Genomic DNA, 14861 nt, shown 5'->3' with positions numbered 1-14861 from the left:
GAGCAGTTTTCGCGCGGAACAAGCGGTTCCACCCCACCCCACCGGGCCCTGCACGAGGAGTCCCGCGCGCTGATTCCCGCGCACGAACACACGGCCGATACAGGAGAGCACGATGGTCGACGAAGCATCCACACAACCGCCAACCGACGTCCTCGTCGTGGGCGCCGGACCGGTCGGCCTCGTCGCCGCGATCGACCTCGCACGGCGGGGTGTGGTGGTGCGGATCATCGACAAGCTTCCCGAGCCCACCGACGAATCCCGCGCGGTCGTGCTGCACGCGCGATCCCTCGAACTCCTCGACCAGCTCGGTGTGCTGGACGAAATCGCGGCCACCGGCGTGAGGACGACCGGCGCCCAGATGCACGCGAACGGCTCGCTACTCGGACGCGTCGGGTTCGACACGATCGACAGCCCGTTCCCGTACTCGATCACGATTCCGCAGACCGACACCGAACGCATCCTGCGCGAGCGTCTTTCGTCGCTCGGCGTCGAGATCGAGCGGGGCGTAACCTACACGGGCCTCGAGCAGGACGCGAGCGGGGTGCGCGCCAACCTGACCCACTCCGACGGCACGACCGAGATCGCGCGCGTGGAGTGGCTCGTTGGATCCGACGGCGCGAAGGGCGCCGTGCGGCACAGCCTGGGACTGAAGCTCGAGGGCGTCTTCCAGGGCGAGCGGTTCCTCATGGGCGACGTCGATGCCGACTTCGCCCACCAGAAGCAGTCGTTCCACATCTTCTTCTCCCCCGGCGACGCCGTCGGGATGCTGTTCCCGATGGCGGGCAAGCGCGTGCGCGTGATCTGCCAGATCCCCGCCGACACCCCCGAGACGCGCGAACCGACTCTCGGGTGGCTTCAGGAGTCGGTCGACGAGCGCGAGATGGACGTCAGGATCGAGTCCTCGCGGTGGCTCACGATCTTCGAGATCCATCACGCGCAAGTGCCGAGGTACCGCACGGGCCGCTCGTTCCTCGCGGGTGACGCAGCCCACGTGCACTCCCCCGCGGGCGGGCTCGGCATGAACACCGGCATCCAGGATGCCTTCAACCTCACCTGGAAGCTCGCGGCCGCCGTGCAGGGCGAGGCGAGCGAAGTGCTCCTCGACAGCTACCACGACGAGCGCCACCCCGTAGCCGCCGATGTCATCAAATTCACGACGGAGCTGACGCACGCCGGCACGCTCAACTCGCCCTTCGCGCGCGAAGCGCGAGATCTGCTCATGAAAGCGGGCCTGGAGCTGAGGCTCGCGCGCCACTCGATGGCGAACGAGATCGAGCAGATGACCGTCGAATACCGTTACGCGCCGCTGGGCGAAACGGGCCACCGGGGTCCCGTCCGAGCGGGCGACCCCGTCCGCGCCGTCGCCGAGGTCGGATTGTGGCCGGCCCTGGCCCACCGCGACCCGAGCGGATCGGGGTACGCCTTCGTGCTGGTCGCCGACGAGGCCGGCGCGTTCCCCGACCAGGCCGCGCCGGCCGGCGCGCAGACGATCCGGGTCGCGCCGACGACCGATAGTGGTGACCTCGCCGATCCCGAGAGGCGGGTCGCCGCGCGTTACGGTCTCGACGAGCGAGGCGGTGCCATCCTGGTGCGCCCGGACGGATACATCGCCGCGATCTCCGATGCCGAGCACCCCACCGACATCGACGCGTACATCGCCGCCGTTTCGGCCGCGCCCTCCGAGGCACTCCGGTGAGCACGATCGACGCCTTCCGTCGCGCGGGCGTCTCGGTCGTCCTGGTCCCCGGCGACGCCGGCTACGCGGATGCCGTTGCGGGCTTCGATCTGGGGGTCGAGGTCGCGCCGTCGGTCGTCGTTGACGCGCAGACAGCGACGGATGTCGCATCCGCCGTTTCGGTCGCCGCCGAACAGGGCATGCAGCTCACCGCGCTGGGCTCCGGGCATGGCCGCCTGGGCCCGCTCACAGGCGGCGCCGCGATCAGCCTGCGCGAGCTCGACAAGGTCGAGGTGGATGCCTCGGCCCGCACCGCTCGCATCGGCGCCGGATGCACCTGGTCACCCGTCGTCGCGTCGGCCGCCGCTCACGGTCTCGCGGCGCCGTGCGGGTCATCGCCCACCGTGGGAGTCGTCGGCTATCTGCTCGGCGGAGGCGTAGGTCCGCTCGCTCGCTCTTTCGGTTTCAGTTCCGACCACGTGCGCTCGTTCGAGGTCGTGACCGCAGCCGACGGGCCGATCACCGTCTCATGCGACACGCACCCCGACCTGTTCTGGGCGATGCGCGGAGGCAAGATCGGGTTCGGCGTGGTCACCGCCGTGACGATCGAGCTGCTGCCGTATCCCGAGATAACGGGGGGAGGCGTCTACTTCGGGGCCGATGCGGCAGCCGACGTCTTGGGCGCGTACGCCGCCTGGGCGCCCGCGCTGCCCGAGTCCACGACTACCTCGATCGCGCTGCTGCGCTTTCCCGACTCCCCTGCGTTGCCGCCCGCCCTCAGCGGCAAGCACGTCGTCCATGTGCGTTTCGCGAGCCTCGATACGCTCGACGCCGCCCAGTCGCAGCTCGTACCGCTGCGCGCGGCCGCGACGCCTCTACTGGACACCGTTGGCGTGCTGCCTTACGCGCAGGTGGGGTCGATCCACGCCGACCCGACCGCGCCCATGGCCGTGGCCAACGGCACCGCATCACTCACAACCCTCGATCACGTGACTGTCGATGCGGTGCTCGCCTCGGGCGGACTCGACGTCGACCTCCCGCTATCGGCGGTGGAGATCCGGACCCTTGGCGGTGCCACACTGCGCGAATCGGACCCGGATGCAGTGGGTGGTCGACCGACTCAGCACCTGCTCAACGTCTATGCAGCGCCCGTCCCATCGCTGCCTGACGAGGCTCGGCTGGCCGCGGCACGCTCCGTGCTGGCCGCGACCGCAGCGCACCACCTGCCCAACCCACTGGTGAACTTCGTCGGGCGCGCCAACGCCCCTCGTGCCTTCGAGACGTCGTGGCGCGACGACCAGAAGACGCGACTCGACGACGTCCGACACGCGCACGATCCGGCCGGCATTTTCGTCACTTAACCCGCGCACTCTCGCACTGGATCCGTGGTCTGACGCTCCATCGCGGTACTGCCGGCCGGCTCCTCCTACATGCCGTTGGCGAACACGAGACCAAGGTCCGCGATCGCTCGGTACGTTCCCATCCGCGAGGTGGGGCAGATCGCTCGCGGTGACATCCGGCCTTCCGAATTCCGGACGTTGGAAAGTTCCATCGGCATCGCTTGCCGTGGTCCCATCGACCACGGTGATTGGACGGCCGCGCGTCAGTTGCGGTGGGGCACATTCTCACCGTAGATTTCGCGGGCAGATCCGCGTCATTCCGGGGTTCCAGCGTCTACGCCTAGGCCGGCCCACCAGCGCTCGAGTAAGAAGTGAGTAAAACGAGCATCCGCGATGCTTTAATCGGGAGCGAGGGCGCAGACTCCGCGGAATCACGCGGCAAAACGGGCAATAGCGCGACCCCGACCGGGAACGGCTTTACTCACTTCCGTTCAACGGAAGCGGAAAATACCCCCTGATCAGGGATTTATGGCGGTGACGGTGGGATTTGAACCCACGGTAGGGGGTTACCCTACACAACTTTTCGAGAGTTGCACCTTCGGCCGCTCGGACACGTCACCGCCGACAAGCTTACGACACACCGAGCCCGCGAACGAAACCTACTCCCGCGCGGCGACCCCGGCGATCAGGTCGACGACCCGCTCCGGCTCGTCGATGCCGACCGAGAAAACGTACGTCGCAGTGAAGCCCAAGTCACTCAAGCCGCTGACCACCGACGCCACCGACTTCGGCGTCGACTGCGGATTCACACCGATCATCGCGGTCTTCTCGATCTCGTCGTAGTCGCGCCCGACCGCGTCACAATGCCCCCGCAGGACGTCGAGCTTGTGCGCGGGCAGCTCCCCCATCGCCGACAGGTTGCACGCATCGGCGTACTGGGCGACCAGCCGCGGCGTCTTCTTCTCGCCACCCCCGCCGATCATGAGATAGGGATGCGGCCGGCTGATGCTCTGCGGCGAGTTCAGCGTCCGCTCCAGCTGCCAGATGGCTCCGTCATACGGCTCTTCGGACTCCGACCACATCTGCAGGCAGATCTGGATCGTCTCCTCGAGCTGCCGGAACCGCTCCGCGACCGGCGGGAAGGCGAAGCCGAGACCCTGCGTCTCCTGCTCGTTCCATGCCGCGCCGATCCCGAGAGCGGCACGGCCGCCGGAAAGGACGTCCAGCGTGGTGACCTGCTTGGCCAGGAGCGCGGGATGGCGGTAGATCACCCCCGTGACGAGCGTGTGCAACAGGGCCTTCTCGGTATGCGCCGCGATGAACCCGAGGGTCGCGTACGCCTCGAGCATCTCGTGCTCGACGGGTCCGATCCCCGGCAGCTGCCAGAAGTGATCCATCACGGTGATGCGCTGGATGCCCGCCGCCTCGGCGCCCCGCACGTGCGCCGCGAGCGCCGGGCCGAGGCGCGCCGCGCCGGTGCGCCACGTGAAGTCCGCGATGTGCAGTCCGAATTCCATTCCGCCATTCCCCTCAGGCGCATCGGATGCCGCATCCGCCCACGTCTGCACAGATGCTACGTCCTTGACCGCACCCCGCGGCCCGCCGGTCCCGACGAAGGTCTAGTTTGAGAAAATGAGCCCGACTCTGGACAGCCAGCAGCGGCTGGTCGTCTGGATCGCGGCGCTGGCATCGTTCGTGGCGTTCCTCGACGGGACCGTCGTCAACGTCGCCCTGCCGGCGATCAGCCGGGAGCTCGGCGGCGGGCTGATCACCCAGCAGTGGGTGGTCGACGCCTACCTCATCACCCTCAGCGCGCTGATCCTTCTGGCCGGCTCGGTCAGCGATGCGTTCGGCCGCATCCTCGTCATGCGCATCGGCCTGATCGGGTTCGGCATAGCCTCGATCGCCATCGCTGTGGCCCCCGAACCGCTCTTCCTCATCATCGCCCGCGCAGTCCAGGGGGCCGCCGGCGCGTTTCTGGTGCCCAGCTCACTCGCCCTCATCACCTCGACGATCCGCGGCCCGCTGCAGGGCAAGGCGATCGGACAGTGGACGGCCCTCACGACCAGCGCGATGATCGCCGGCCCGCTGATCGGCGGCCTGTTCGTCGATTTCCTCTCCTGGCGCTGGGTGTTCCTCATCAACGTGATCCCGATCGGCCTCACCCTGTGGCTGCTCACCCGACTCCAGGCCCACGACGTGCGCAAGCCCGACACGCACATCGACTGGCTGGGTGGGCTGATGTGCACCTTCGGCCTCGGCGCGGCCGTTTTCGCTTTGATCGAGCAGCCGAGACTCGGCTGGACCGATCCCGCGATCTGGATCCCGCTCATGATCGGCATCCTTCTGTTCGCCGGCTTCCTCGTCCGCCAGCGGACGACGCGGGACCCGATTCTGCCCCTCGGCCTGTTCAAGATCCGCAACTTCTGGACCGGCAACGTGGCGACCTTCTTCATCTACGCCGCGCTGTCGCTGAACGGATTCGTCGTCGCGGTATACCTCCAACAGGGCGCGGGCCTGCCCGCCACGCTCGCCGGGCTCGCCAGCATCCCGACGACAATCCTGATGATCCTGCTCAGCTCGCGCATGGGTGCCCTGGCCGGCAAGTGGGGGCCTCGCCTGTTCATGACGGTCGGCCCGCTGGTGATGGGAGTCGGAGTTCTGCTGCTGCTGAGCGTGCAGGAGGACTTCGACTACTGGACGCAGATGCTCCCCGGAATGATCGTCTTCGGCCTGGGCCTTGCCGCGACGGTGTCACCGCTGACCACGGCGATCCTCGGCGCAGTCGACACGAGCCGCTCAGGCATCGCGTCCGCCGTCAACAACGCGGTCTCGCGCGTCGCGGGCCTGCTCGTGATCGCGATGCTGGCCACGATCGTCGGCGGCACCTTGGACCTGGAGGGGTTCTACCGGGCAGCGATCGTCGCCGCCGCGATGCTGGCGTTCGGCGGACTGGTCTCCTTCCTCGGCATCCGCAATTCGCGACCCGTGGATGCCGCCACCCCGGCGGCCGGATAATCACGGCGACCCCACCCGTGCCGGTCGGTGCGCGTCCTGCCACACTGGTCGCATGACCGTCATCGAGAACTCGAAGCTCACCGTCGTCGGAGCGGGGAGCGTCGGCGCGAGCACCGCGTACGCCGCACTGATCCGCGGCTCAGCACGGCACGTCGCGCTCTACGACATCGCCACGGCGAAGGTGGAGGCCGAGGTGCTCGACCTCGCGCACGGCACGCAGTTCACCGGGTCGAGCGACATCGTCGGCGGCAGCGACATCTCGGTGGTCGAGGGATCCCACGTCGTGGTGATCACCGCCGGCGCGAAGCAGAACCCGGGCCAGACCCGCATCGAACTCGCGGGCGTGAACGCGGGCATCCTGAAGACGATGATGCCGCAGCTGCTCGAGGTCGCCCCGAACGCGATCTACGTGATCGTGACGAATCCGTGCGACGTGCTGACGGTCCTCGCGCAGGAGCAGACCGGCCTCCCGCCGGAGCGGATCTTCGCGTCCGGCACCGTCCTGGACACCTCCCGCCTGCGCTGGCGGCTCGCCGAGCGCGCCGGGGTCTCCCGCGCGAGCGTGCACGCCTACATCGTCGGCGAGCACGGAGACACCGAGTTCCCGCTGTGGTCGACCGCGACGGTCGGGACCGTGCCGATCCTGGAATGGGAGAGCGAAGGGCACCCGCGGATGACCGTCGACGAGCTCGACGCGATCGCCGTCGACGTCCGGGATGCCGCGTACAAGGTCATCCAGGGCAAGGGCGCCACGAACTACGCGATCGGCCTCTCCAGCGCGCGGATCGTCGAGGCGATCCTGCACGACGAGCACGCCGTGATGCCGGTGAGCACGGTGCTGCACGACTACCACGGCATCGACGGGGTCGCCCTCTCGGTGCCGTCGGTCGTGGACGCCGCGGGCGCGCACCCGATCCCGCAGACGCCGTACTCGCCGAGCGAGCTCGGCCTCATGCGCCGGTCCGCCGACGCGCTGCGCGAGGTCGCCGCCTCGCTGCGGTGAGCGCCGGGGTCAGCGGGCGCGGTGCTCGAACAGCGCCGCGAGCTTCCGCAGCGAGGACTCCAGCCCCGCGACGTGCTCGGCGGCGTCGATCCCGGGAGGGACGTCCTTCGCCTGCACGGTGACGAGCGTGCCGAGATCGGCGTGGACCTGCGAGCCGGGGGTCTGCTCGGGGTCGTCGGACAGCACGGCCTCGAACGTCCATTCCATGAACATCGTGCCCGCGAACGACGGATCCTCCGACGGGAACCGCACCGACCAGACGATCTTGTGCGGGGCGTCCATCTCGAGGATCTTGGTCTCTGTCACATCAGTGTGCGCCGAGTACTTGCCGGGCGCATCGTGCGTCTCGTACGTCAGCACGGAGCGGAATCCGCCGCCCGCGCGGAGGTCGAACTGCTCGAGGTGCGCGTGCATCCCCTCGGGCGGAAGCCACGCGGCAAGCAGGCCGGGGTCCCGGAACGCACGGAAGACCTCTTCCGGCAGGGCTGCGATTCGGCGGTGGGCGGAGTCGACGCGCATACCGACAGCTTAGGACGGGACCCGACTCGGACGGATGCCGCGGGTGCGGCATCCGTCTGTCGGAGGTGCCACCTACCCTGGGCTCATGGCGACCCGACGCACCTCCGCACCCGCGCCCTACAAGTGCACGGAATGCGGGTGGACGGCACCCAAGTGGGTCGGCCGCTGCGGCGAGTGCCAGCAGTGGGGCACCGTAGTCGAGGCCGCAGAGCAGACCGGCCTGGTGCGCACCATGGTCCCCGTCGCGCCGAGCGCCGAGCGCGTAGCCCGCCCGATCACCGCGATCGACACGAGGGACGCGCCGCGGCGCACGACAGGAGTCGGGGAGTTCGACCGCGTCCTGGGCGGCGGTCTCGTGCCCGGCGCGGCCATCCTGCTCTCCGGCGAGCCGGGGGTCGGCAAGTCGACCCTGTTGCTCGAGGTCGCAGCGCAGAGTGCGCGGTCCGGGCGGCGCGTGCTGTACGCGAGCGCGGAGGAATCGACCGCGCAAGTGCGCCTTCGGGCCGAGCGGACGGGGGCGCTGCACGACGAGCTCTACATCGCGGCCGAGACCGACCTCGCGACGATCCTCGGGCACGTGGACGAGGTCCGGCCCGAGCTGCTGATCGTCGACTCCGTGCAGACCGTGTCCTCCGCCCTCTCCGACGGCATGGCCGGCCACCCGAGCCAGGTGCGCGAAGTAGCCTCGACGCTCATCCGCGTCGCGAAGGAACGCGGTCTCCCCGTGATCATCGTGGGGCACGTCACGAAAGACGGCACGATCGCCGGTCCCCGCGTCCTCGAGCACCTCGTCGATGTCGTCTGCCAGTTCGAGGGCGATCGGCAGACCTCGCTGCGGTTCGTGCGTGCGCTCAAGAACCGTTTCGGGCCGACCGATGAGGTCGGGTGCTTCGATATGACCGGCTCGGGCATCGCCGAGGTCGCCGACCCGAGCGCACTCTTCCTCGGACACGGCAGCGTCGAGCCCGGCACGTGCGTGGCGATCGCGCTCGAGGGCCGGCGTGCGTTGCCGGTAGAGGTGCAGGCGCTCACGATCGCCACGGCGGCACCGAACCCGCGTCGCATCGTGAACGGTGTGGACGGCGCCCGCGTGGCGATGGTCCTCGCGGTTCTCGAGAAGCGCGCGGGCATCACGACGTCCAACCTCGACGTCTACGTCTCGACGGTCGGCGGGGTGCGCTTCACCGAACCCGCGGCCGACCTCGCGATCGCGATCGCCGTCGCCGGCTCGGTCCGCAACGAATCCACACCGCAGGGTCTCGCCGCGATCGGCGAGCTGAGCCTGGCCGGCGAGGTGCGACGGGTCACCCAGTCATCCCAGCGCCGGAGCGAGGCGACACGTCTCGGCTACGCCGACCTGATCGATGACCGGTCCCTCACGCTGCGCGGGGCGCTGAACGACGTGCGCCGGCGGGCGAAGTCCCGTCCGGGCGAGGACGCCCCCACGTTCTGAGTCGCAGCTCACCGGCCACGGTGGGTGCGGCGGTATCTGCTGTCGCGCACGCCGAGCACGACCGGGATCACGAGTCCCGCCGCGCACACGAGGCCGACGATGAGGAATTCCATCCGGCGAGTGTGCCAAATCCCGCTTCCGATGTCGAGCTCCCTGCCCTTCGCGAGAGGGCACTTCTGTAGGGCGACACGCCGCGCGGACCCTACATTTCTGCCCTCTCGCGAGGTGCCGTCAGGCGTCGAGGGCGGCGAGCAGGTCGGGTGCCGCGGCACGCATCGGATGCGGGCCCGCGACGTCCAGGATCACCGTGGTGACCTGTCCTTCGTACAGGTCCAGGAACGCACGCAGCCAGCCGGGGGTGCGCAGGGCCACCGGGCCCGGGAGCGCGGCGCGCGCGAAGGCGATGTCGCTGAAGAGCAGCAGGACACCCTGCCCCGTGGCGGGATCCGTGGTCGTCAGGACCTCGTCGTCCTCCGCCCGGAACGGCACCACCGTCGGCCCATGCCGGAGGGCGAACGCGACCGCCGCGAGGTCCCGGGTCTGGAGCGCGTCGCTCAAGGACGGGTTTCGGAACTCCGGCTGATCGGGATCGCTAGGCGACGGCATCCGCTCAGCGTACCTACGGCTCAGGTGAGGAACCCGCGCAGCAGCGCCTCCGACCCCGCGAGATGCTCGAGCGTCGCCGCCTCGGCCGCCTCGGGACGCCCGGCGAGGATCGCCGTGACGATGGTCTCGTGCTGGGCGTTCGAGTGCTCGATGTTGCGCGGCAGCAGCGGGAACGTGTCGAGCCACGCATTCACCCGCGCCCGGTTGTCCGCTGCGATCTCCACGAGCGACGGGATGCCGGCAATCTCGGCGATCGTGAGGTGCAGGAGGGTGTCGAGGCGCCGGTAGTCGGCCGGGCTCGCGCCGGTCGCGGCCTCGTGCCGCTCCCAGAGCTGCGCGCGGATCTCCGGGTCGAGTGTCCGGGCGGCCGCTTCGCGCGCGGCACCCGCCTCGACGACCCGGCGGAGACCCAGGACGTCTTCGAGTTCCGCGACCGGCACGACCCCCGGGGGCGGAGGCTGCGGCAAGGGATCGGCGACGAAGGTCCCCCCGTATCGGCCACGCCGCCGCACGAGGAAGCCGGTGTCGGCGAGCTCGCGGATCGCCTCGCGCACCGTGTCGCGGCTCACGCCATAGAGTGCCGCGAGCTCACGCTCGGGCGGCAGCGACTCCGCAGGCGCGACGACCCCGAGGCGGATGGTCTGCACGAGCCGGGCGACGGTGTCCTCGAGCGCGTTGCCTTCGCGGAGGGGCCGGTAGACCACCCGGCGGACCTCCCGGAGCGGCGCCTCGCTCACGGCGTCCGCCCTGACCGTGCCGAACGACGGCTCGCTGGGACGGGCGACGGTCCATTCGTCCCGCGGAGTTCACTTTCGTCCCGCGCAGCAGTCGTTCGGCACATGTTCGGGCCTCAGAGCGGCGTGACGTACGCGTTCGTGATGCCGCCGTCCACGACGAACGCGGTCGCGGTGATGAAGGACGCGTCGTCCGAGGCCAGGAACGCCACCGATGCCGCGAGCTCCTCTGGTTCGGCGAACCGGCCCATCGGCACGTGCACGAGGCGGCGCTGCGCGCGCTCCGGGTCCTTCGCGAACAGCTCCTGCAGGAGCGGCGTGTTCACCGGGCCCGGGCACAGGGCGTTGACCCGGATGCCCTGCCGCGCGAACTGCACACCGAGCTCGCGCGTCATCGCCAGGACGCCGCCCTTGGACGCGGTGTAGCTGATCTGCGACGTCGCCGACCCGAGCAGGGCCACGAAGGACGCCGTGTTGATGATCGACCCCTTGCCGGCCGGCACCATGTGCCGCAGCGCCGCGCGCGAGCAGAGGTACACGCTCTTGAGGTTCACGTCCTGCACGCGATCCCAGGCCGGCAGCTCGGTCGTCTCGATCGAGTCGTCATCGGCGGGCGAGATCCCCGCGTTGTTGAACGCGATGTCGATGCGGCCGAACTCGGCCGCGACACCGTCGAAGACCTCGTTCACGAGATCCTCGTCCGCGACGTTCACGCGGCGGAAGACTCCCCCCACCTCGGATGCCGCCGCCTCGCCCGTCGCCGGGTCGAGGTCGGCGATCACGACGAACGCCCCTTCGGCGGCGAAGCGCCGCGCGGTCGCCAGGCCGATCCCGCTCGCACCGCCGGTGATGATGGCGACGCGGTCCTTCAGACGCTGGGTGAGATCGACGGTCATTGCTGATGCTCCCTGGGTTGTGCGGTGGGGTGGATGCCGCTCACGGCATATCCGTGGCGAAGAAGACGTTCTTGGTTTCGGTGAAGTGCTCGGCAGCGTCGGGTCCGAGCTCACGGCCGAGCCCCGACGCCTTCATGCCCCCGAACGGGGTCGTGTAGCGGACGGACGAGTGGGAGTTCACCGACAACACCCCGCTCTTGACGCCGCGCGCCACGCGCACGCCACGGCCGAGGTTCTCGGTCCAGATCGAACCGGCGAGGCCGTAGATCGTGTCGTTCGCGAGGGCGATCGCGTCCTCCTCGTCCTCGAAGGGCAGCACCGCAACGACCGGTCCGAAGATCTCATGCCGAACGACACGGTCCTCGCGGGAGTCGGGGATCACGACGGCCGGCGCGAACCAGAACCCGGGGTCGTTCGGCGCCGAGCCGCGGAAGGCGACCCGGGAGTGCTTCACGAACGGCGTCACGGTGTCCCGGTGCGCGGCCGAGATGAGCGGGCCCATCTGAGTCGCCTCCGAGAGCGGGGCGCCGACACGCCAGTCCGCCACGGCAGGTTCGAGGAGCTCGAGGAAGCGGTCGAACACCGAGCGCTGCACGAGGATGCGGCTGCGGGCGCAGCAGTCCTGCCCGGCGTTGTCGAACACAGCGCCCGGCGCCGATGCCGCCGCGCGCTCGAGATCGGCATCCGCGAAGACGATGTTCGCGCTCTTTCCGCCGAGCTCGAGGGTGACCGGCTTGAGTGCACGCGCACACCCGGCTGCGACGTCCGTGCCGACCTCGGTCGATCCGGTGAAGACGACCTTGCGCACGTCGCGGTGCGACACGAACCGCTGCCCGACGACGGATCCCGAGCCGGTGACGACCTCGAACAGACCCTCGGGCATACCCGCCTCGAGCGCGAGCTCTCCGAGCCGCATCGCGGTGAGCGGGGTGAGCTCGGCGGGCTTGAGCACGACGGCGTTTCCCGCGGCGAGCGCCGGCGCGAACCCCCAGGCGGCGATCGTCATCGGGAAGTTCCACGGCACGATGATCCCGACGACGCCGTACGGCTCGTGGAACGTGACGTCGATGCCGCCGGCGACCGGGATCTGCTGCCCGATGAGTCGCTCCGGCGATCCCGCGTAGTAATTCAGCACCTGCGCGACGTGCGAGGCCTCCCACCGCGCGGACGAGATGGGGTGTCCCGAGTTGCGGACCTCGAGCAGCGCGAGTTCCTCCACGTGCGCCTCGACGACCCGGGCGAAAGCGCGCATCGCATCGGCGCGGGCGAGCGGGGCGAGCGCGGCCCAGTGGCGCTGCGCCCGCACCGCGCGCGCGATCGCCGCGTCGACATCGTCGACGCTCGCCCGCGAGACCTCCCGGAGCGGCTCGGCGGTCGCGGGGTTGATGACGGTGAAAGTGCTCACGCGATCTGTCCTGTCTTCATGCGTGCGGCGGCATACGCCGCGGCCTTGTCGACGAGTCCGGCGAACAGGCGGCGATCCTCGACGTTCTCCTCGGGGTGCCACTGCACGCCGACGACGTAGCCGTCGCCGGTGGACTCGAAGGCCTGGACGAGTCCGACCTCATCGGTCGCGGTGACGGTCAGGCCTTCGCCCACGCGATCGACGCCCTGGTGGTGGTAGCTGTGCACACCGAACTCGCCCTCGCCGATCAGCGCCGCGAGCGCGGTACCGCCCTGCACGGAGACGGTGTTGGTCGCGAACACCCCGCCGCCGATGCGGTGGCGGTCGGTGCCGATCGCCTCCGGCAGATGCTGGTGCAGCGTGCCTCCGCGCGCGACGTTCACGAGCTGGAGTCCCCGGCAGATCGCCAGGACCGGCATCCGCCGCTCTTCTGCTCCCCGGAACAGCGCGAGCTCCCACGCGTCGCGGTCGGGCCGGGCGGGGTCGGTGAGCGGATGCCGCTCCGCCCCGTACAGCTCGGGTTGGACGTCCAGTCCTCCGGTGAGGATCAGTCCGTCCAGGCCCTCCAGCACGGCGTCGGCGACGGCATCCCGCGCGGGCTGCGGGGGGAGGAGGACCGCGATGCCGCCGGATGCCGTGACGGCGTCGAAGTACTGCTGCGGGAGGAAGGCCGCGCGGACGTCCCAGACGCCCTGTTTGGCCTGCTCCAGATACGTGGTCAGGCCGATGACCGGTGGACGGGTCAGGCCGTTCTCGATCCCGTCAGAGACGTTCGAAGCCACGGATCCGCTCCCAGTCGGTCACGGCGGCATCGAACGCCTCGACCTCGATGCGCGCCTGGTTGAGGTAGTGCTCCACCACGTCGTCGCCGAAGGCAGCCCGCGCGATCGTCGACTGCTCGAACAGCGCCGCGGCCTCCCGAAGAGTCGTCGGCAGGTGGTCGACGTCGGACGAGTACGCGTTCCCGGCGAGCGGGTCGGGCATCGGCAGCTCGTTCTCCACTCCGTACAGGCCGCCCGCGATGATCGCGGAGATCGCCAGGTACGGGTTCACGTCACCGCCCGGCACCCGGTTCTCGGGACGCAGGGAATTGCCGTGCCCGATGACGCGCAGCGCGCACGTGCGGTTGTCCAGCCCCCACGCGACCCCGGTCGGTGCGAACGTGCCCTTCTGGTACCGCTTGTACGAGTTGATCGTGGGCGCGTACAACAGGGTGAACTCGCGCAGGGTCGCCAGGATCCCGGCGATCCAGTGCTCCATGAACGGGCTGAAGCCGTACGCGCCGTCGCCGGCCATCACGGGTCGCCCGTCCTGGTCGCGCACGGACAAGTGGATATGGCAGCTGTTGCCCTCGCGCTCGTTGAACTTGGCCATGAAGGTCAGAGCCTTTCCGTGCTTCTCGGCGATCTCCTTCGCGCCGGCCTTGTAGATCGTGTGCTGGTCGGCGGTCTCGAGCACCTCGGCGTACCGGAAGGCGATCTCCTGCTGACCGAGGTTGCACTCGCCCTTCACGCCCTCGCAGTACATCCCGGCACCGTCCATGCCGCGGCGGATGTCCCGGAGGAGCGGCTCGAGCCGTCCGGATGCGAGGAGGTCGTAGTCGACGTTGTAGTCGGTGGATGCGGTCAGGTCGCGATAGCCCTTGGCCCAGGCGTCGCGGTAGGTGTCGTCGAACACGATGAACTCGAGCTCGGTCCCGGCGTAGGCGGTGAGCCCGCGCTCGGCGAGGCGATCGCGCTGACAATTCAGGATCGCGCGCGGCGACTGCGCGACCGGCTCGCCGCTCTCCCAGCCGAGGTCCGCGATCACCAGCGCGGTGCCGGGCTGCCACGGGATCCGGCGGAGGGTGCCGGGGTCGGAGCGCAGCATCATGTCGCCGTACCCCTTCTCCCAGCTGGACATCGCGTACCCGTCGACGGTGTTCATGTCGACGTCGACGGAGAGCAGGTAGTTGCACGCCTCGGCGCCGTGTGGGAGGACCTCCTCCTGGAAGAGCCGGGCGGACACGCGCTTGCCGACCAGGCGCCCTTGCGCGTCGGCGAAGGCGACGATCACGGTGTCGATCTCGTCTGCCGAGATGGCGGCGCTCAATTCCGCGACGCTGAGGTTGCCTGGCATTGCTCCCCTTCCGGCGACGGGCCCGGGGCCCGTCCGCGACGCGAGCAGGGCGCCCGTGTCGCGTCCACTGTAACCACGAAGTTCGCTCCAAAGG

General features: G+C 69.6%; 13 protein-coding genes and 1 tRNA gene. 5 read left to right on the top strand and 9 right to left on the bottom strand.

The genetic code is table 11. From position 1 onward, the window contains the following. Positions 1–112 precede the first annotated feature (112 nt). Positions 113–1696: an FAD-dependent monooxygenase gene (locus AB0P18_RS03600; protein ID WP_363358963.1), complete on the top strand. Its 1584-nt coding sequence runs from the start codon at positions 113–115 to the stop codon at positions 1694–1696. Next, entirely contained in the window at positions 1693–3036 is a 1344-nt protein-coding gene (locus AB0P18_RS03595) for an FAD-binding protein (RefSeq protein ID WP_363358962.1), read from the top strand. Before AB0P18_RS03600 ends, AB0P18_RS03595 begins: the two co-directional genes overlap by 4 nt. A gap of 508 nt (positions 3037–3544) precedes the next feature. Here the strand turns inward: AB0P18_RS03595 and AB0P18_RS03590 are convergent. Both AB0P18_RS03590 and AB0P18_RS03585 read right to left on the bottom strand, forming a co-directional pair. After that, a tRNA-Ser gene (locus tag AB0P18_RS03590) sits at positions 3545–3635 on the bottom strand. A gap of 39 nt (positions 3636–3674) precedes the next feature. Further along, entirely contained in the window at positions 3675–4532 is an 858-nt protein-coding gene (locus tag AB0P18_RS03585) for an LLM class F420-dependent oxidoreductase (RefSeq protein ID WP_363358961.1), read from the bottom strand. A gap of 115 nt (positions 4533–4647) precedes the next feature. Between AB0P18_RS03585 and AB0P18_RS03580 the strand changes: the two genes are divergently transcribed. Next, positions 4648–6033 carry an MFS transporter gene (locus AB0P18_RS03580; RefSeq protein ID WP_344051424.1) on the top strand — a complete coding sequence of 462 codons (1386 nt, stop codon included), beginning with the start codon at positions 4648–4650 and terminating at the stop codon, positions 6031–6033. A gap of 52 nt (positions 6034–6085) precedes the next feature. Next, positions 6086–7036, top strand: coding sequence for an L-lactate dehydrogenase (locus tag AB0P18_RS03575; protein ID WP_363358960.1), 951 nt, complete (start codon positions 6086–6088; stop codon positions 7034–7036). A 9-nt stretch (positions 7037–7045) separates the two neighbouring features. On the opposite strand, the gene AB0P18_RS03570 is transcribed toward AB0P18_RS03575, so the two are convergent. Beyond that, on the bottom strand, positions 7046–7555 hold the full coding sequence (locus AB0P18_RS03570) for an SRPBCC domain-containing protein (protein ID WP_363358958.1): 510 nt from the start codon (positions 7553–7555) through the stop codon (positions 7046–7048). An 85-nt stretch (positions 7556–7640) separates the two neighbouring features. Here AB0P18_RS03570 and radA point away from each other — a divergent pair, with 85 nt between their 5' ends. Next, entirely contained in the window at positions 7641–9008 is a 1368-nt protein-coding gene (radA, locus tag AB0P18_RS03565) for a DNA repair protein RadA (RefSeq protein WP_363358957.1), read from the top strand. Positions 9009–9239: 231 nt separating this feature from the next. Here radA and AB0P18_RS03560 read toward each other — a convergent pair whose 3' ends face one another. From AB0P18_RS03560 to AB0P18_RS03535, 6 genes are all read right to left on the bottom strand, one after another. Beyond that, positions 9240–9614, bottom strand: coding sequence for a dehydrogenase (locus AB0P18_RS03560; protein WP_363358956.1), 375 nt, complete (start codon positions 9612–9614; stop codon positions 9240–9242). A gap of 20 nt (positions 9615–9634) precedes the next feature. Beyond that, positions 9635–10351 (bottom strand): GntR family transcriptional regulator, encoded by a 717-nt coding sequence (locus tag AB0P18_RS03555; protein WP_363358955.1) that lies wholly within the window; start codon positions 10349–10351, stop codon positions 9635–9637. A 113-nt stretch (positions 10352–10464) separates the two neighbouring features. Continuing rightward, on the bottom strand, positions 10465–11244 hold the full coding sequence (locus AB0P18_RS03550; protein ID WP_344051411.1) for a 3-oxoacyl-ACP reductase: 780 nt from the start codon (positions 11242–11244) through the stop codon (positions 10465–10467). A 40-nt stretch (positions 11245–11284) separates the two neighbouring features. Beyond that, a complete protein-coding gene (locus AB0P18_RS03545) occupies positions 11285–12649 on the bottom strand; it encodes an aldehyde dehydrogenase family protein (RefSeq protein WP_363358954.1) in 1365 nt (454 codons plus the stop codon). Further along, the gene (locus AB0P18_RS03540; protein WP_363358953.1) at positions 12646–13431 is read right to left on the bottom strand and encodes a gamma-glutamyl-gamma-aminobutyrate hydrolase family protein; all 786 of its coding nucleotides are present in this window, start codon (positions 13429–13431) and stop codon (positions 12646–12648) included. Before AB0P18_RS03540 ends, AB0P18_RS03545 begins: the two co-directional genes overlap by 4 nt. Then, the gene (locus AB0P18_RS03535; RefSeq protein WP_363358952.1) at positions 13412–14767 is read right to left on the bottom strand and encodes a glutamine synthetase family protein; all 1356 of its coding nucleotides are present in this window, start codon (positions 14765–14767) and stop codon (positions 13412–13414) included. Before AB0P18_RS03535 ends, AB0P18_RS03540 begins: the two co-directional genes overlap by 20 nt. Positions 14768–14861: the final 94 nt, after the last annotated feature.

Source organism: Microbacterium sp. NPDC064584, from assembly GCF_040687315.1.
GTDB lineage: Bacteria > Actinomycetota > Actinomycetes > Actinomycetales > Microbacteriaceae > Microbacterium > Microbacterium lacus.
This window is presented reverse-complemented; position numbering and strand designations above follow the sequence as displayed.

Bases quoted from the DNA above. Each gene is read 5' to 3' on its own strand.
- AB0P18_RS03600 (WP_363358963.1), top strand. From the start codon at position 113: ATGGTCGACGAAGCATCCACACAACCGCCAACCGACGTCCTCGTCGTG.
- AB0P18_RS03585 (WP_363358961.1), bottom strand. From the start codon at position 4,532: ATGGAATTCGGACTGCACATCGCGGACTTCACGTGGCGCACCGGCGCG.
- AB0P18_RS03580 (WP_344051424.1), top strand. From the start codon at position 4,648: ATGAGCCCGACTCTGGACAGCCAGCAGCGGCTGGTCGTCTGGATCGCG.
- AB0P18_RS03575 (WP_363358960.1), top strand. From the start codon at position 6,086: ATGACCGTCATCGAGAACTCGAAGCTCACCGTCGTCGGAGCGGGGAGC.
- AB0P18_RS03570 (WP_363358958.1), bottom strand. From the start codon at position 7,555: ATGCGCGTCGACTCCGCCCACCGCCGAATCGCAGCCCTGCCGGAAGAG.
- radA (WP_363358957.1), top strand. From the start codon at position 7,641: ATGGCGACCCGACGCACCTCCGCACCCGCGCCCTACAAGTGCACGGAA.
- AB0P18_RS03560 (WP_363358956.1), bottom strand. From the start codon at position 9,614: ATGCCGTCGCCTAGCGATCCCGATCAGCCGGAGTTCCGAAACCCGTCC.
- AB0P18_RS03550 (WP_344051411.1), bottom strand. From the start codon at position 11,244: ATGACCGTCGATCTCACCCAGCGTCTGAAGGACCGCGTCGCCATCATC.
- AB0P18_RS03535 (WP_363358952.1), bottom strand. From the start codon at position 14,767: ATGCCAGGCAACCTCAGCGTCGCGGAATTGAGCGCCGCCATCTCGGCA.